The sequence below is a fragment of the Youngiibacter multivorans genome, from assembly GCF_017873395.1.
GTDB classification, from domain to species: Bacteria; Bacillota; Clostridia; order Clostridiales; family Clostridiaceae; genus Youngiibacter; species Youngiibacter multivorans.
In genome coordinates, this window is sequence record NZ_JAGGKC010000017.1 from 35,443 (window position 1) to 53,535 (window position 18,093).

18 protein-coding genes are annotated in these 18,093 nt (G+C 43.5%); 12 read left to right on the plus strand and 6 right to left on the minus strand.

All coding sequences use genetic code 11. The features are described from left to right. Positions 1 to 331 precede the first annotated feature (331 nt). Entirely contained in the window at positions 332 to 1,273 is a 942-nt protein-coding gene (locus J2Z34_RS10485) for a LysR family transcriptional regulator (protein ID WP_209459815.1), read from the minus strand. A 204-nt stretch (positions 1,274 to 1,477) separates the two neighbouring features. On the opposite strand from J2Z34_RS10485, the gene J2Z34_RS10490 reads away from it, so the two are divergent. From J2Z34_RS10490 to J2Z34_RS10540, 11 genes are all read left to right on the plus strand, one after another. After that, entirely contained in the window at positions 1,478 to 3,214 is a 1,737-nt protein-coding gene (locus tag J2Z34_RS10490; protein WP_209459816.1) for a CE1 family esterase, read from the plus strand. Between the two features lie 55 nt (positions 3,215 to 3,269). After that, positions 3,270 to 3,566: a UxaA family hydrolase gene (locus tag J2Z34_RS10495; RefSeq protein ID WP_209459817.1), complete on the plus strand. Its 297-nt coding sequence runs from the start codon at positions 3,270 to 3,272 to the stop codon at positions 3,564 to 3,566. A 14-nt stretch (positions 3,567 to 3,580) separates the two neighbouring features. Further along, positions 3,581 to 4,747: a UxaA family hydrolase gene (locus tag J2Z34_RS10500; RefSeq protein WP_209459818.1), complete on the plus strand. Its 1,167-nt coding sequence runs from the start codon at positions 3,581 to 3,583 to the stop codon at positions 4,745 to 4,747. Between the two features lie 504 nt (positions 4,748 to 5,251). Beyond that, positions 5,252 to 6,529 carry an SLC13 family permease gene (locus J2Z34_RS10505; RefSeq protein WP_209459819.1) on the plus strand — a complete coding sequence of 426 codons (1,278 nt, stop codon included), beginning with the start codon at positions 5,252 to 5,254 and terminating at the stop codon, positions 6,527 to 6,529. Between the two features lie 283 nt (positions 6,530 to 6,812). Further along, positions 6,813 to 7,238, plus strand: coding sequence for a DUF3237 family protein (locus tag J2Z34_RS10510; RefSeq protein ID WP_209459820.1), 426 nt, complete (start codon positions 6,813 to 6,815; stop codon positions 7,236 to 7,238). A gap of 288 nt (positions 7,239 to 7,526) precedes the next feature. Beyond that, positions 7,527 to 8,543, plus strand: a complete 1,017-nt coding sequence (locus J2Z34_RS10515) for an NAD-dependent epimerase/dehydratase family protein (protein WP_342453154.1) — start codon at positions 7,527 to 7,529, stop codon at positions 8,541 to 8,543. Positions 8,544 to 8,614: 71 nt separating this feature from the next. Further along, positions 8,615 to 9,889 carry an ArsB/NhaD family transporter gene (locus J2Z34_RS10520; RefSeq protein ID WP_209459822.1) on the plus strand — a complete coding sequence of 425 codons (1,275 nt, stop codon included), beginning with the start codon at positions 8,615 to 8,617 and terminating at the stop codon, positions 9,887 to 9,889. A gap of 49 nt (positions 9,890 to 9,938) precedes the next feature. Beyond that, positions 9,939 to 10,772 (plus strand): MerR family transcriptional regulator, encoded by an 834-nt coding sequence (locus J2Z34_RS10525; RefSeq protein WP_209459823.1) that lies wholly within the window; start codon positions 9,939 to 9,941, stop codon positions 10,770 to 10,772. Between the two features lie 243 nt (positions 10,773 to 11,015). After that, on the plus strand, positions 11,016 to 11,246 hold the full coding sequence (locus J2Z34_RS10530) for a MoaD/ThiS family protein (RefSeq protein WP_209459824.1): 231 nt from the start codon (positions 11,016 to 11,018) through the stop codon (positions 11,244 to 11,246). Positions 11,247 to 11,274: 28 nt separating this feature from the next. Next, positions 11,275 to 11,688 carry a 4Fe-4S dicluster domain-containing protein gene (locus tag J2Z34_RS10535; protein ID WP_209459825.1) on the plus strand — a complete coding sequence of 138 codons (414 nt, stop codon included), beginning with the start codon at positions 11,275 to 11,277 and terminating at the stop codon, positions 11,686 to 11,688. A 10-nt stretch (positions 11,689 to 11,698) separates the two neighbouring features. After that, positions 11,699 to 13,558, plus strand: a complete 1,860-nt coding sequence (locus tag J2Z34_RS10540; protein ID WP_209459826.1) for an aldehyde ferredoxin oxidoreductase family protein — start codon at positions 11,699 to 11,701, stop codon at positions 13,556 to 13,558. 93 nt (positions 13,559 to 13,651) lie between these two features. On the opposite strand, the gene J2Z34_RS10545 is transcribed toward J2Z34_RS10540, so the two are convergent. The 4 genes from J2Z34_RS10545 to J2Z34_RS10560 all read right to left on the minus strand — a co-directional run bounded on the left by J2Z34_RS10545 (position 13,652) and on the right by J2Z34_RS10560 (position 16,823). After that, positions 13,652 to 14,440 (minus strand): MBL fold metallo-hydrolase, encoded by a 789-nt coding sequence (locus J2Z34_RS10545; RefSeq protein WP_209459827.1) that lies wholly within the window; start codon positions 14,438 to 14,440, stop codon positions 13,652 to 13,654. Next, the gene (locus J2Z34_RS10550) at positions 14,437 to 14,799 is read right to left on the minus strand and encodes a hypothetical protein (protein ID WP_209459828.1); all 363 of its coding nucleotides are present in this window, start codon (positions 14,797 to 14,799) and stop codon (positions 14,437 to 14,439) included. Before J2Z34_RS10550 ends, J2Z34_RS10545 begins: the two co-directional genes overlap by 4 nt. A 110-nt stretch (positions 14,800 to 14,909) precedes the next feature. Beyond that, on the minus strand, positions 14,910 to 16,529 hold the full coding sequence (locus J2Z34_RS10555; protein WP_209459829.1) for an ABC1 kinase family protein: 1,620 nt from the start codon (positions 16,527 to 16,529) through the stop codon (positions 14,910 to 14,912). A gap of 21 nt (positions 16,530 to 16,550) precedes the next feature. Continuing rightward, complete coding sequence (locus J2Z34_RS10560) at positions 16,551 to 16,823, minus strand: hypothetical protein (RefSeq protein ID WP_209459830.1); 273 nt, start codon at positions 16,821 to 16,823, stop codon at positions 16,551 to 16,553. Positions 16,824 to 17,034: 211 nt separating this feature from the next. Here J2Z34_RS10560 and J2Z34_RS10565 point away from each other — a divergent pair, with 211 nt between their 5' ends. Then, entirely contained in the window at positions 17,035 to 17,433 is a 399-nt protein-coding gene (locus tag J2Z34_RS10565) for an FMN-binding protein (RefSeq protein WP_209459831.1), read from the plus strand. A gap of 61 nt (positions 17,434 to 17,494) precedes the next feature. Here the strand turns inward: J2Z34_RS10565 and J2Z34_RS10570 are convergent, their stop codons facing one another. Continuing rightward, complete coding sequence (locus J2Z34_RS10570; RefSeq protein WP_209459832.1) at positions 17,495 to 17,983, minus strand: ferritin; 489 nt, start codon at positions 17,981 to 17,983, stop codon at positions 17,495 to 17,497. Positions 17,984 to 18,093: the final 110 nt, after the last annotated feature.

Here is an 18,093-nt window from a genome sequence, read left to right on the forward strand (position 1 = left end):
CTGAATTGTATTGGCTTGAAATTGTCCATGCCATACCTCGCGTTAGGATCTCACTCTTTTATTAAAATTGCTAATAGGTACACCAAAGATATTCCAATCAATTTTGATGTTAATATTTCAATGTTTATAGGCGCGGGATAGATTCTCTCATTCTCTCCAAAGAAGCTCTTGAACACAAAATAATCCCTCAAAGCACTGCAATTGCTGTGTTTTGGGGGATTACTAATTTTATAAGCATAGATGCAATAATGTCAGTTTATTTTTTATAGCTAAAGCGCATGTAACCTTTGAGGAGTTTTATGCATAATACGAATGTAACCTTTGAGGAGTTTTATGCATAATACGAATGTAAAATATCAATGAACTCAGATATAGCTTTAGAAATATAACTCCTTGAGCGGATTATAACAAAAAAATCTCGAACCATAAGAGGAGAATCAATTTTGTAAAAGACCAGATTAAGGTCTTTATTTTTTTTAATAGTAATATCGCTGGTCAGTGTCGCACCCAGGCCGTTTCCGGCCAGATGATATGCAGTTACATTTTGTTGAATTTGCATACGTATATTAGGTTCAAGTCCGTTTTGATGAAATAGTTCCATGCAGCGCTCATGTAGATTGGTTCCGCTAGTGAGAAATAAAAAAGGAAGCTTTGGTAAAAAATGAGGCTCTAGACAAATACAATCTGGAGATAAGTGCAAATTCTCTTCAATCATACGCAATGACATTCCTGTATCAGGCAGTTGGAATTGGGTCACATATTCTTTTGGTACGGCTAGAAGAAGATGCTCACGAAATGCGTGGGAGAAGGCAGATAACGACGGATTAATTTCATCACATTTTAAACATAAATCAATGGAGCCAGATAGTAATAGCCCATCTAACTTGTCGGAACTGGATTCTATTAAATGGATGTTTATGTTTGGAAAACGTTCTGCAAATGCTGAAAGAACTGGTGCCAACACATAAGAGAGAATATATTGCGTTCCGCCAATCAGTATATCCCCCTTTTTCAAGTCAGAGAGTTCGTTTATTTGGCAGGTTAATTCGTTTTCTAACATTTTGATCTCGTAATATTTCTGTATATACAATTCTCCCGCAGGAGTTAATTTTAACGGATGGGTACTGCGATCAAACAGTTTAAAACCAATCATGGCCTCGACTTTTTGTACAGAAATAGTTAAAGCGGGCTGTGTTATGTACAATTTTTGTGCAGCTTTGGAGAAGGATCCCTCTTGATATACGGTGAAAACATATTTCATTTCCTGTTGCATAGATTATTCTCCAATCGATATAAATATTATTAATACATATATAAATATTATAAAATTGATTTTATACCACTTGAATCATATAATCAAGACGAAAAGTGAAAAGGGTAATTTGTAGTTAATATGATTAAAATTTCATGGCTATAAAACCAACATTTGATACATGCTTCAAAGTCAAAAATACTAATAAATTTGGGAGGCACATTCATGGCAAAATATTTAAAGTTGCAGCAATTCCCCCAAAATATGGGTGAATTACCCATTGATTTTCAAAACCCAAATAAATGTCTGTTGACCGGAGCTTTTGAGGAACAACTTGAAATGAATGGAGTTTCACGCACTTTCATTACCTATCTGGCTCCGGAACTGGAATACTGCCGTCAATGTATTGTAGTGGCGCCACCTTCCAATGTTGACGCATTAGAATACCTTCAAAGCGGCGGTTGGCAGACCCTGGCAGATGAACAAAAGCTGTTTGTGCATATGCTTGTACCCCAGAATGGCTCATGGGATAGTACCGGTACAGATGCTGACTATATGAATGCTGTATATTCCTGCATACAAACTCGAGATTACTATGTCACTATGCAGGATAATATTTATGCCTTTGGAATTGGTGATGGAGCGGTAATAGCCCAACAGGCTGCCATGAAAATGACCAGCGAGTGGAGCGGCCTAGGCACCATTGGAGAGTTGAATGCAGATGCGGTCCATTTTATGGACGTTAGCGCCGTCGGACAGGTTCAAGACAATCTGGAGTTAATGGTTGAAGCTGCTAAATGTCAGCTGCCTGTTTGGATGGCTTTTAATGAATTCACTCCCGAAAATCAGAAAGTGTTAGCATATTGGCAGCAGCAAAACCACACCACGTGCCAATCAGTGGTCGGAGAGGGCGCCGACTTCATTTGGATGCCTGGCCAAGTGCGCACCGTCAGCGAAGTAAACGAGGAACAGATTGCCGAGGTGCGGCTGACCTTGGGTCAATCCGCTGGCACACCGCAACTCATCCGCACTATGTGGCAATATGTAGGCGCTGCCCGGCGGCATCGGGGATTCGGTGGTAAGATACTGCGCTACTATAAGGATCCCATAGCCTGCGGTGCTACACTGCATACAATGGAACAAGAAGGCTTTAATCGTTGCTGGTACGAATATGTGCCAAAAAGCTGCACTGGTAACGAGCCTCGGCCGCTGGTAGTTGTGATGCATGGCAGGGGTGGCACCGCAGATACTTTCTTCGATATCAGCGGAATGTCCTGTGTCGCGGAAGCGCGAGGATTCATTGCTGTTTTTCCACAAGCTGGTGTATACCAGCAAAAACCAGGCGGCCTGCGCAATGTTCTTTTGTGGGATGGTATTTATGATGGGAAGCCTGTAGACGATGTCCAGTTCATTCGTGCCTTGGTAGCAGATGTGGAAAACCGTATTCCAATTGATAAAAGTCGGGTGTATGCCTGCGGCCAATCAAGCGGGGGCATGATGTCCAGCACCTTGGGTTACTATGCTAGCGATATTTTCGCTGCTGTAGCCCCCTGGTCTGGCATGTGGATGGAAGTAGAGCGGAACATCGTTCGTGATAAGACGACTCCCCAGGATATACCCTATATGTTTATATATGGATCTAACGACTTTCTTTGCGCCGGGAAAGCGCCAGATCCGGAACTGCCGTTCAGCGTGTCGGAAGCCATTCGTCCACGCATTGCCGAGATAATGGCAAGGTACGGACTGAAAAGCGAGAACATCCAACGTTGGAGTTGCCCACCAATCAATTGGTATCTTTTCCCAAACGAGTCAGGGGTGCCTATGCTGACAGTTGGTGTGGTAAACAATATGGTTCATGCCAATTACCCAGAGGAAAGCTGGATTTCATACGACCAATTTATGTGCAAGTTCAGCCGCGACGCCGAGGGCACACTGTTCTACCAAGGTAATCCAGTGTATTAGACAATACAGTCATACAAATGTGTCAAATAAGTCATTAGCAATATAGGAGGATAGCATGAAAGTAAATGCATTGATGATGGACCAAAAAGATAACGTGGGAACATGTATCTGCGACGTTTCTGCTGGTGAAACGGTATCATTTATTTGCAATGGGGAAAATCTCGAAGTGAAGACTTTGGAAAATATCCCCTATTGCCATAAGGTTGCAATCAAACCGATTGAAAAAGGTGCAGAAGTCATAAAGTATGGAGAAGTGATTGGTGCTTCCGATGTTGATATTTGTGTTGGACAATGGGTGTCGCATCATAATATTCACGGAATTCCCCGCGATTATATCAGCGAATTACTATAGTATAGGAGATTTTTATGGAACGATATTTTTTAGGTTATAAGAGGTCAGAGGGCAGGGCGGGTACTCGAAATCATGTTTTAATCCTTCCCACTTGTGCCTGTGCAAGTGAAAGTTGTCGTGTCGTAGCAAGCCAGGTTAAGGGCAGCGTCAATATTATTGTGAATACAGGTTGCTCTGATGTTGCTGCCAATACAGAAATGACTCAGAGGGTATTGATCGGATTTGCACTGAATCCTAACGTATATGGCGTCGTGATTATTGGGTTGGGTTGCGAAACTGTACCACATAAAGAGCTGAGAGAAAAGATCCAAGCATTGACCTCAAAACCGATAGTGTCTTTTGGCATTCAGGAGATTGGTGGTACGGTTAATACAATTTGTGAAGCAACTAAAGCAGCAAGTGCTATGGCGGCCAAAGCGGCTGTTCAGCAGAGAGTACCATGTGATCTTTCTGATATTCTATTGGGAATTGAGTGTGGCGGCTCCGATGCCACCTCCGGCATCTCTTCTAATCCTGCAGTAGGTGATCTTAGTGACAGGATGATTGACTTAGGCGCTTCCACTATGATGAGCGAGACAATTGAGTTTTTAGGAGCAGAACATGTTTTGGCACGCCGTGGCGCGACCAAAGAAATCCATAATCAGATCATTGAAATGGTCCGTGCATTTGAAGAACATCTAGGAGCGGCTGGTCAAAACTGTAGAACAGGACAGCCTACGCCGGGCAACAAAGCAGGAGGTCTTTCTACATTAGAGGAAAAGAGCCTTGGATGTATCAGAAAGGGTGGCACTCGGCCAGTGGTCGAGGTTGTACAGGAAGCTATACGACCCACTAAAACCGGAGCCATAATTATGGATACCCCAGGCTACGATATTGCATCAGTAACATCCAAGGTCGCTGGCGGATGCAACGCTTATGTTTTTACAACTGGACGCGGAACGCCAACAGGTAATGCAATCGTACCAGTTATCAAAATTACTGGTAACCCTAAAACTTACCGGAAGATGATTGATAATATCGATATTGATGTCAGCTGCATAACTGAAGGTACTTGTACGGTACAGGAAGCAAGTGCTGATATGTTGGAATTCCTCCTGGAAGTCTGTAATGGGAAAATGACAAAAGCTGAATCATATGGATTCTCGGATATTGCAATTGACCATATTTGCAGATTCATTTAAAAGGGCTAATTAAACACACAACCAATCTTGTTGTATGTTCAACCTGATTTTGACCTGCTCCTTAGAAGTGTTTTCAAAGCTTATATGATTTTTGGAAAAAAGATCCGGTCTGTAATTATTTGATGCCCGTATTACGGGAGGATCCCTTCAAATTTTACATATTTTAAACTAAGAGAGGAGAGAGGCTATTTTTATTCACTCTTGTTTTATCGGCAGTCTATTTCTCTGGCAAATATTCAAATAAAAGAAGATAGGTATCTAATTGTTTCAATTTTTCTAATATCTTGATTATTCTAGTCGTTCAGCAATAAACTCACTCTGATTGACGCCATGTTTAGTGCGAGGCACTTTTTAAACAAATGTACTTACCGCTACCGAAGCAATTACAGAATTTGCAATACAAAGTGAGTTGTTGCGTATACGTATGAAGTCTGGGATCCAAAGAAATTGACGGAGTGCTCGGCGTATATCTTCAAATTTATCAAAAGTTTTAGGAGGAGAATTATGAGTCCACTGACAATTACACTTTTAGTTCTGGTATTTACTATTATAGCTTTTGTTTCCGGAAAGATACCCTTCTCTGTTGTTTCAATTTTTATTATACTAACATTAATAATGGCAAAGGTGCTGGCCCCCGCGCAAGCTCTTGCTGGGTTTATTGATACCAATGTCGTTCTGATTATTTCAATGTTTGTTATTGGCGCAGGACTGACCAAGACAAGTCTTTTGGATAAGATTCAGGCAATTGTCCTCAAGTATAAGGATAAGCCAAAAATGATTATACTTGTTGGTTGTTCAGTTTCCGGAATCTTAGCGATAATCACAAGCGGTCCCGCTACAATGGCTATCATGATCCCCCTACTTGCTGCAATTGCTAAGGAAACCGGAATGAGCAGAAGCAAAATTCTGTTTCCGGCTTCAGCTCTTGCAAACATCTGCGTCGGCATGACTTTTCTGGGTCAGGGTGCAGCAAACCTAACTTGGAACAAGGTTATGCTTAACGCGGGCGGTGAAATTCCTTTTACCTTCTGGGATTTTACTACTGCAAGAATACCAGTCGTCATTATAGCGCTGATCTACATGGTCTTTATTGGGCATAAGCTTTTGCTCAACACTCCTAATGACCAATTCGCCGACAGCGTCCAGCTCAAGGATACAAAATCAAAGCTGTCTCCCCTAAAGGAAAAGATAGCATTTGTAATTATTATTCTTACTATAATCTCGATAATACTATACAGTTACACCAAGATTCCTATGTATGTTTCAGGATGCGTTGGAGCGGCTCTTCTGGTCATCTTCGGTATTCTTAGCGAAAAAGAAGGGATTGCTTCCATACATTTGCCGACAATTTTCCTGTTCGGAGGGGTTCTTGCGTTGTCAGAAGCTCTTAAGGTAACTGGTGCCGGAAACGTCATTGCCAACTGGATAGTAAGTGTTCTTGGAAATACAACCAATCCCTATATCATTATGAGTGTATTCTTTTTAATCCCGCTTATTATGACACAGGTCATGTCAAACGTCGCTACAATTGCAATATTCGTGCCTCTGGTTGCTGCTTCTGCTGTTAAAATTGGGGTCGATCCACGCGCTGCAGTAATGGGAGTTATAATAGCAAGCTGCACATCAATTCTTACACCAATGGCATCTCCTACTCAAACTCTGGTTATGGCACCTGGCGGATATACCATCAAGGATTACTTCAAATGCGGGTTACCTCTGGTTATCGCAATAACCATAGCCAGCGTGATTTGGCTGCCACTGATATTCCCGTTCTATCAGTAGCTAATCGGGATTCTATTGAGCAAAGCAATAGAATCCCGATAATGTAAACCAAGTAAATAATCAGCTATCTCGGGACACTTATGATTACTGGTGGCCTAGTTGTACTCCATACCGAATCCGAGACTTACGCATTCAAAATGATGCAGGCAGGAATGAAAGTAATCAAGTTTTGTAAATAGCGCCCACTGTTTCTTGTTTATAACAAAGGTGATTAGTAGAAGGAAAGTCTCGTAGTTAATAGCATTTTACAAGCCACAAATAAGTATACAAAGGAGATTAGGTTATGGGTGATAAGCTTATCCTGGAAATTAGTATTGATTTAATACCTGATGATAGACTGCAGGTGGAAACTTCTTCTGGTACAATTTTCATGAAACCATTTACCGGTGTAGCATCCGGTGAAATATTCAAAGGTATTATTCTTCCGGGCGGTGTTGATACTCAGCTTGTTGATGTAAACTCAATTAAGCACATGTCCGCTAGATATATGCTGGAGGGTATTGATTATTTAGGAGCAAAATGCCGGATATTCATCGAGAATAATGGATTTTTCCATACGGATGCGCCGAAGCCTTTCAAAACAATACCAACATTCTACACCGACAGTAAGGCACTAGCGCCGTATCTGCACTGCAATAAATTTCGTGCGGAAGGTCAGAGAGGTTCATCCGGTCTCGTTATTAAAATTTTTGAAATTTGTGGTTTATAAAGATATAACACTAGATTACATATAGACAAATGAAACTAGCCTTCTTAAGAACAATATACCCAGCAAACTTGCCGTTTTTAGTTATATTATTAATAGGTCTTCAATTGGAGATGTTGTTCCCCACCAGAAAGATTACAACCGCGAAAATCCCCGAAAGCAATTTCTTTCAGGGATTTTTTGTCGTATAGGCGCTAAATGATGAATCTTATTATTAAGAGTATAATGGGAATCAGTAAATACTTCTAATCTAAAGGCTGGCTTGGATCATGAGCGATTATTGCTGTAAGGGTGATTAAATTGAAAAGTAAAATATATCTTTTAACAGGAGCTACTGGAAATCTTGGCAGCAATATCATAAGAAAATTGATTTCCTCAGGGGAGTCGGTTCGGGCACTGGTTATGGATGATGATCTTGCAGTGAATAGAATTCCTCAGGAGACTGCGATATTTTCTGGCAATATATTGGACATCGAATCATTGGATAGATTCTTCGACCTGCCAGCTGATGAAGATGCATATGTCATCCACTGCGCAGGAATGGTTTCGCTTGCAACAGACTACAGCAGTATAGTCCATGATGTGAATGTGGTGGGAACAAGGAATGTAGTTGACCAGTGCATCAGGCACAAGGTAAGGAAGCTTGTATATATAAGCTCTACCAGTGCAATTCCTGAGCTGGATGGAAACCAGAAGATAATTGAGGTAAATAGTTTTGATCCTGATCTTATATACGGATATTATGGCAAGTCCAAAGCGTTGGCATCCCAGATTGTCATGGATGCAGTTAGGGAACAAGGGCTTGATGCGTCCATAGTTTTCCCAACTGGTATCTTTGGACCATATGATTACGGATTCGGGCTGGTTACCAGTAATATTATCAATTTTGCGAAGGGCAGAGTGCCTGGAGGACTTACAGGATCGTTCAATTGCGCAGATGTCCGTGACCTTGCTGATGGGGTCATCTCATGCTGCGAAAAAGGCGGCAGGGGTGAGGGCTACATTATGGGAAATAAGACTGTGACAGTTAAGGAGCTTTTTGATACAATTGCCGAATGCTGTGGAATGAAGAGCGTGAAGCTTATTATTCCTGGTTCATTGGCCATGCCCTTAGCTGCTCTGTCAGAATCAATCGGCAACATAATAGGAAAGAAGACCATACTCACAAGGTTCACTATATACAATCTTCTTCGGAACAACAATTTCAGCAGTGAAAAAGCAGTAAGGGAACTTGGCTATTCCATTCGTCCTTTCAGGGATACCATCAGAGATGAGGTTGAGTGGCTCAGGAGTGAAGGTCGTATCTGAACCATATCTTACTGAATCCTGGTTGATTTAGTATTTGATATGGTCTGAAGCTAGTCAGAGAGGTGTGTTATATGTACCAGGCTTTGGTTATTCTTATGATTACATATCTCCTCATAATTGCATTGCCTAAAGCCAGAGCTCAGGTGGCATTTCTATCTGCTGCTGTGTTCGTGCTGCTTGGGTATGTTCCATTAAACGAGGTGCTGCCGGCAATTGACTGGAATGTGATCCTCATGATTAGAGGCATGATGGGACTAGTACCATTGTTCATTGAATCTGGAATGCCGGCAAGGCTTGCCGACCTTATAATATGGAAGATGCCGGATGTGAAGTGGGCGATAATAGTGCTAGCGGTGCTTGCTGCAGGAATATCCGCATTCGTGGATAATGTTGCCACTGTCCTGATGATTGCTCCTGTAGCCATAACTGTCTCAAAAAAGCTGAGGATCTCTCCGGTTCCGGCTGTCGTTTCCATTGCGATAGCGTCAAACCTTGAGGGTGCTGCGACCATGGTTGGAGACACAACCTCAATAATGCTTGGAGGCCATGCTGGCATGGACTTTCTGGATTTCTTCTGGTTTGAAGGAAGGCCGGGACTGTTCTTCGTGGTGCAGCTGGGGATGCTTTTTGCAATTCAGGTCATGCTTTACCTGTTCAGGGACTATGACCAGGAGATAATCGGCGGACCTCTGACAAAGGTTCAGGATTATGTACCAACCTTACTGATTGCGGCAGTAATCATACTTCTGTCAGCAGCTTCATTCTTCCCTGACAAGCCGCCATTAACCAATGGAATGATATGCATTATATTTATGGTTATCGGAATAATTCGGGACATGGCGAAGAAAAAGGATTTATCTTTAGCCTGGAGCCTCATAAAAGGCAGAGATGCCTTTACTTTGGTACTTCTTGCTTCGCTTTTTATAGTTATAAAGGGTGTAAGCAATGCAGGGATAATAGACCAGGCATCATTCCTTATTTCAGGCTTCGCTGGAGATAATGTGTTCCTTGCGTACAGTATTATACTTTGGGCATCAGTATTCTTCTCAGCGTTCATCGACAATATTCCATATGTTGCGACCATGCTTCCTGTAGTTGGAGTGATGGCTTCAAGGCTGGGTATGGAACCGCATTTGCTATACTTCGGTCTGATATGCGGAGCGACCCTGGGTGGTAACATTTCACCCATAGGCGCTTCAGCAAACATAACAGCACTGGGACTTCTGAGAAATGAAGATATTGAGGTTTCAGCCGGATCCTTCATGAGAATCAGCGTCCCGTTCACACTTGCCGCAGTAATATCCGCATATTTTGCGGTATGGTATCTATGGGGAAGTGGATTCTAATATTCAAACTTTATATCTGCTATAATGTTTTTAAAGGCAGGTGTAGATCATGGAACTGTTGAAGATAGGGGAAATGGCAAAGATAAACCATGTATCAGAACAGACACTGAGGCTATATGACAGGCTTGGAATCCTGTCGCCCTGTGCACGTGATGAGGAGAATGGCTACAGGTACTATGACATAAGGCAGAGTGCAAGGCTGGATATGATACAGTACTTGAAGTCAATGGGTATGAGCCTTTGTGATGTAAGGGACCATCTGTCAGGGAAGGATATTTCAGCAATAGGGAAGCTTCTTATCAAGAAAAATGCTCAGATCGATGAAGAAATCAGAGACCTTCAATGCCAGAGGAGAGCAATTGAACGGGCAATCAGCAACATTCACAGGTATGAATCGGCGCCGCCTGATGGAACTGTCATCCTTGAACACATTGAAAGCAGGCAGGTTTACTGCATCGATTCAAGGATCAATTTCTATGGATCAGGTATCGAGATATACGAGAAAATACTTAGAGAGCTGAAGAACAGCATTATTGCCAACAAGCTTCCTCAGGTATATTTCAGCAACGCAGGTACTATCCTGAGAAAGGAAAACCTAATCCAAAGGAAATTCATCTCAACAGAGGTTTTTGTATTTGTAGACAGCGAATTCATAGACAAGCAGCACATAACCGAAATACCTGCTAAAAACTACCTTTGCATATACTGCGATGCATTTGATAAGGAAGAGGAATATGCGAACAGGCTGCTTGACTCAATCGAGGAACACGGCTATCTGATAGTCGGAGACTATATCTGTGAAGTTTTAGCTGAGCTGCCTGTGCTTGAGAAAGGTGGAAGGGAGATGTTCCTGAGGCTTCAGATACCTGTAGCATTCAAATAAGCATATTGACTTTATACCAGATACAGGCTTTATTCTGGATATAAGGAATTACTATTGGATTATATATGAGGCAATCCTGTTTAAATTAAAAAATGGAAATTCATGCTCCGAGTCCGCAGGACCCCAGCGGCCTTGCGGACCGACAGGGCAAAGGGAGCGATCCCCCGCCTTCCTTATTGAAAAGGAGCCATGACGACTTTTAGGTTGTTGTGGGTCCTTTTTTGCATTTCGGAGGTGAACTCATTGGATGTAACAATAAGGCTGTCAGGATTGCTTGCATCTGCAGCGGGTTACAAGAGAACAACCATAGAATTTGGTGAGGGTGTGACAGCGGGAGAAGTGTTCATGGCGCTTGGAATTCCGGTCAGCGGCGATTGGGTTCGCATCAGCATCAATGGAGTACTGAGTGACAGAAAGCATGTTTTGAAGGATGGTGATGAGATATTGTACTTCCCGGTAGGAGGGGGAGGCTAACATATCATTAAAACAGGAGGTGTATGATTTGAAACCAGGTGTTATCAAACTCAGGACAAATCCTGATGTATGCCAGGGATGCCGAAGCTGCGAGGCTGTCTGCTCACTGGTCCATCAGGGATTCGTAGCCCCATCGGCCACAGGTATCAAGGTTAAGGAAAAGGAGAAGCTTGGAACCTTTGAACTGGTTGTCTGTCAGCAATGCTTCGACATGCCATGCGTATATGCGTGTCCAACAGGTGCAATGGCAAGGAATGCATATTCTGGTGCGGTTGAATTAGGAGAAGGCTGTATTGGCTGCGGTGCCTGCGCAGCGGCATGCCCGTATGATGCCATCATAATGTCAGAGGTTACAGGGGAGATGACTCCACATAAGTGCAATCTTTGCGGCGGCTTGCCGGAATGCGTAAGTGCATGTCCGAGACAAGCCCTGTCATGGTAGGAGGTGCGGCATGAAAGGTTACAGGGACTGTGTTGTAAAGGTTGACCTGACTAAAGGATCTGTCGTCAAGGAAGCACTGAACAAGGAATATATCAAAAAATACCTTGGCGGAGAAGGCTACGGCATCGCTCTGCTATGGGCTGAAGCACCGCATGACGCTAAGCCGCTTTCTCCTGAAAACATACTGAGCTTCAATACAGGGCCGCTTACTGGTACGCCAACTCCATCTGCATCAAGAACCAGCGTATGCTTCTTTTCTCCATTGACCAATACGATAGGCGCTTCGAACATGGGAAGTCATTTCGGTGCTGAGCTGAAGTTTGCAGGCTATGACAGCATCGTGTTCAAAGGCAGGTCTGAAAAGCCTGTATACCTTCTTATAGATGACAATAAGGTGGAATTGAGGGATGCATCTCACCTGTGGGGAAAAGACACCAGGGAGACAACTGAGGCGATTCTACACGAGCAGGGCAAAGACTTCAAGGTATCCTGCATAGGTCAGTCAGGTGAGAAGCTGTCGAGCCTTGCGTGCATCTTCAGCGACGACTGCTTTGCCGGAAGAGGCGGAGCCGGTGCAGTAATGGGCTCAAAGAACCTGAAGGCAGTGGCTGTAAGAGGTTCAGGCAGTGTAGAGGTGGCAGACAAGGATGCGTTCATGAAGGCATACAGAAAGGCTAACCGGGAGCTTCGTGAAGAAACCTATACCTGGGGTCCTGTCCATGGATATGGAACACCGGCATGGGTAGGCGGGTCAAATGACTTCGGACTGCTTCCTACAAGGAACATGCTGCAGAACCAGTTCGAAAAGATAGCAAACGTCCTGCCTCACATGCTTTGGAACGATACTGACAAATATGATGTCAGGAGAAGGGCATGCTATGCCTGCCAGCTTGGCTGCCATAAGTATGTGACCATGGGGGATATTGAGGTAGGGGAGATGGAGTACGAGAGCCTTGCTGCATTCGGACCGAGGTGCGGAGTTGATGACTATGAAAGCATATGCATGGCAGGTTACTACACGACACTCTATGGCTTCGATACCATTTCAGGAGGAGCTACGATAAGCGCCATAATGGAGTGGTACGAAAAGGGGATCATAACAAAGGATGATACTGACGGCCTTGAAATGAATTTCGGAAACGGTCCTGCCATGGTTGAGATGATAAGGAAGATGGGACTCAGGGAAGGTTGCGGAGATGTTTTTGCAGACGGCTCTTATGCGGCAGCGCTAAAGATCGGCAGGAATGCGATGGATTATGTCATGGCCGTAAAGGGAATGGAGATTTCAGCGACAGACCCAAGAGGCTCCTCATCAATGACTATAGCCTTTGGAACCAGCGAACGCGGAGCCTGCCATATGAGGCCATATTCAGCTACCATCGACGCATTCGGATATCTTTACACGGATATCGGAGTGACTGAGCCGAAGGACCCCTTCAGTGATTCTGAGGACAAGTCCTGGCTCAAGGCAGTCAAGGAGATGTTCGTAGTTACGAACCTGGCTGGGATATGTGATTTCAACGTAATCAACACAGAGATGACCGCAACCACACTGGCAGAGATATTGTCTGCAACAACCGGAGCTGAAATAGACAAGGCTGACCTTCTCAGAACAGCTGAGCGAGTAATTGCGCTCGAAAGAGCCTTGAACTATGAGCGTGGCTTCAGGAGAAAGGATGACAGGCTGCCGAAGAGGTTCATGACAGAACCTGCATCAGGAGGTCCGCCAAAGGGGAGAACAGCTGATGTTGATTCAGCTCTCGACAGATTCTATGAAGCCTGCTCATTTGATAAGGAGCTTGCAGTTCCGGTCATCGAGAAATATCTGGAGCTGGACATGGAGGATGTAGGAAAAGAGATCTACAGATAAGTTCAGCTTAAAGCTTAAGGTCAACAGAATAGTGTGATAGTTTAAGAATATAAAGGGCTCGCCAATATTGATATGGCGAGCCCTTGACTGTGGCTAAAGGAAAATCTCCTGCAGCTCATCCTGCAACAAGATTATTTCAGGCAATATTTCCTTGTACTTCACAGCATCCCTTGCTGCAATCTTCCTGAGGTTAGTACCAGGTGTGCCTTCAAAGGGTATATGGCATACTACTATCTTGTCTGGCCTAATGGATTCCGTGAGTGCCAATCTTCCTTCGCGCCTGTTGAGGAAGAGCGGATTGATGAAAACGGCATGAATCCGAATTCCTGAAAGCATGGTCTTGAAATAATCCGGATCGTAATCGGAGTCTCCTGTTATGAGTATTACTTTGTCACCCAGTTCAATCAGATAGCAGTAATGTTCGGTTTCCCTGTACAACTCGCCGGCATGCATGGTTCTGAAAGCTTCGATTTTGATACCATCAAGCTCATAGCCTGCTATTTTTCCCAAAGGTATGTCAAGAAGCCACAATTTGGCTTCATTCATATCTGCAGATTCCCTTAATCGGACAAATGGCCTGCTGTCCTTGTCAGGCATCATCAGGTACCTTGTCCTTTGACCTTCTACCAATGCTCTTGTAACTTCAGGCGAGAAGTGGTCATGATGGCAATGGGTATACATAAGAATGTCTATGTCCCTGAAAAGCGGCTTTTTGCCTTCAAGAAGATCATTACGGACCTCATCCGATAATCCGCTGAAATAACCGTGTATTTCTCCTGGAGTTCCATCAATGAGGAGCTTTGTTCCTTTGTACTCCAACATAATTCCTGAATTGGCGAGCAGTGTAACCCTTGGCGACTCCGTATTATCGAATGACTTCATGTCTGCTCCTTTTTCTTCTTGGAAACATAATGTGTGGAATAGCTTCTTTCAATTTTCTCATCAGAGGATCTGCTGAATCTCAGGGGCTTCCCTTTATGCATGTATGCTGTCCAGGAAGGCTTCAGTCCGTTCTTGTCAGCATATGACCTTATTTCGTGCATCGCCATTGAAAGCTTGCTGAGATTTGTCCTGCATACACTTTCCAGATAGGGTACCCTTCCGGACCGCCAGTCGTCATAATCTTTTCTGCTCAGGATTCCAATCTCAATAAGTACATCCACCGGTGCGGCAAAGCCCTTTGCGCTTATGATATCAGCCATTGCCTTATCAACTTTGGCCTTAAGCTCCATGTTGTTCATAAGAATACCCCTCAGTTCCCTCTATTAATTCCAATAGCATAATTTTATTTGAATTTGTACTTCAAATCAACGCAAACAAAATAAAGAAACATCTGATACCCACAATGTAATCAGATGTTTCCGGATTTCAAGATTGAGATAAGGAGCCACAGGCCCAGGAGACCTGCCAGGAAAAATCCCAATATGCCTACGATGGATACGCCTCTAACCGCAGAATCTGCACCAACCCTTATGATGAGCGCTGAAGCTATTATGATAGCAGCTGTTATGAGTGCGAAAACCATCCTGTTTACCATCTTGTTGAAATCAACCCACTTTTCATCAAGGTTAGTTATGTCCACTCGTACTTTACCTCTACCGCTGATATAGTTGTCCAGTATGGTCGATACCTGTGAAGGGATACCAACCGAGTCAACCATAAAATTCATTCCCTTGATCATAAGAAGGTCAAGGCTGATATCAGGAACCAGTTTTTCAGATGTCATGTCCTTGATGTATGCGCTTGCGATTTCCATGATGCTGATATCAGGTGAAAGGTCAGACAGCACACCCTCTAGTATCAGCAGTGACTTGAGAAGTATGGTGAACTCCCTGGGGAGCTTTAGGTTATTTTTCCTGGCCGCTTCAAACAGGTCCTTGAAGAGGTATGAGACCTGGAAATTCCTGAGGCTTGAATGGGCGTAGTTATGGACTATCTTCTCAATATCGTCATGAAGCCTGTTCCTGTCCACGGGTCCCTTCTGTATCCCAAGGATTAGGATCAGGTTGACTATCTGAGTTATGTCTTCGGATACAAGTGACCTGAGCAGATCGTTGAAAGCCCTCCTTGATGACGAGTCGAGAACACCCATGATCCCAAAATCGATATAGTAGATTTTTCTTCCACTTATGATGAGATTGCCGGGATGAGGATCACCATGGAAGAAACCATTGTTGAAGACCTGATAGAGGAAAGACAATATAAGCTTTCTCCCAATCTCGTTCGGTTCATAGCCTTCCTTGATAAGCGCTTCCTTGCTGCTTATTTTTATACCCTCTATGCGTTCCTGAACCGAGACACGCTTTGTAGACATTCCATCTATAGGTTTCGGTACGCTGATGCATGCGATATCCTTATTGTCATGCATGAATCTAATCATGAAGGATACTTCATTCCTGAAATCAAGCTCAATTTTCGTGGTCTCCTTGATTTCCTCAAGTGCTTCAACAGGATCGAGAAGAACATCCTTAAGGGTATCAGGTGCTTTTTTTACTATTCCTATCAGAATGTCCATATCCTCAAGCAGCTTGTTCTCGATATCAGGCCGCTGGACCTTAACGATTACCGGCGTACCGTCAACAAGCACCGCATTGTGTACCTGAGCCACGGATGCACAGGCAACAGGATCCTTATCAATTGAGATGAAGAGCTGATCTATGTCTTTATTAAGGTCCGCTTCAATGATTTCCTGTACAGTGTCAAAGGAGAATGATGGAGCTGAATCCTGAAGCTTTGACAACTCGGTAATATATTCAGGGGGTAAAATATCAGGTCTTGTGGATAATATCTGGCCGATTTTAATAAAGGTCGGTCCTAATTCCTCAAAGACCAGCCTTAGGTTCTCAGGATCCTTCTTCACCCTTTCAGCCCTGAACTTCGTGTTGATGACATGGCCGAATCCGTAGGCTCCCAGGACCCTTACGATTTCCCTGAACCGCTTGTTCCTCTTCCTGTCTTCAGCTTCACCCATGACTCGCTCCTCGAGCTCCCGCTATCTTTCCTCCAGCTTCCTTACCCTTTCCTTGAGTTCATCGAACTCCTCCCTTAATACAAGCTCAAGGGAATCAATGAATTCCTCAACATCCTTGTGAGTGACTGGTTTGGCCTCCTCATTCTTCTTCATGAGCTCTTCTCTCAGTTCCCTGCCCTGCTTTACAGTGAGATTGCCTTTTTCAATAAGATCCTGGATTGTCTTGTCAAGCTTCTCAAATGATACCGATGCAGCACCTAATGTGACCAATGCCATCTTTTTCAGTTCTTCCATAACAAGAACCTCCATTTCAATTTCGTTATATTTAGAATATAACGTTAATATTAATCGCATGTGAAAAAAATGTGAATAATATGACCTCTAAATTGCTGAACCAGAAGTTTTGCATGATATTTAAAAAACATATCTTCAGATATCTTTATTTTTATATGTTAAAGAGGTATATTTGCTTTGGATGCCGCGATTTGCGGGAAAGGATATTTATATGGGAAAAACGTTGAAACGCATCATTGTAGCACTTCTTGTCATCGTTTCACTATTTGCAGCTGGAATTTTCATTATGACCAAGATATCCGAGAAGAACCTGGAAGGTCTGGCTGAAACAGAAATACAGGAGCCTGACCTAAATAGCCTTTCAGACGGGACATACAAAGGAAGCTACAGCGCTTTTCCGGTAAGCGCTGATGTAGAAGTAGATATCAAAGGCCACAGGATAGAAGCCATCAGGTTAATTAAGCATGACAACGGACAGGGCAAGGGCGCTGAAACCTTGCCAGCCAGGGTCGTCCTGACCCAGAAGGTCGGGCAGGACCTGGTATCAGGTGCAACCTACAGCAGCAAGGTTATACTCCTTGCAATATCTGATGCCCTGGATGGAGAGTAAAAAAACACACCCCTGCAAGATTTTGCAGGGGTGTGCCGATTATTCATGAGAATTTAATTGACTATGCTCTTGAGCCTATTTCCTTGTCAAGGAGATATTCGCCCTGCTTGGAGCCTTCAACAAACTTGAGCTTTCCAATTATCATGTTGAAAGTAGCTTCCTCTTCAACCTGCTCGTCAACGTACCATCTCAGGAAGCTTGATGCTTCATGTGACTTGTCTTCAGCAGCAATGTCAGCAAGGTTATGAATTCTTGCGGTTACTGACTTTTCATGCTCGAGAGCCTTTCTGTAGAGGTCTCCGAAGCCTTCGAATTCTACCTCTGGTCCCTTGATTCCTGAGAGAAGCACTCTGTTGCCTGTCTCGTTAAGGAATCCGAAGAACTTCATTGCGTGACCTACTTCCTCCTGGGCCTGCTTCTTGAAGAATGCAGCTGATCCAAGATAGTCTGTAGCTTCCGCATAAGCGGACATGGAAAGATAAATATATGAGGATTCAAGCTCATAGTTTATCTGGTCGTTAATAGCATCTACCAATCTTTTACTTAACATATCGATCCTCCTGATTTTCTAGTATTGTGCGAAGCTCTGCGGGGTATTCCTGCAGACAATTCATTATGCACCACATAATAATTATAGACCAAAATGGCACTAAATCGACA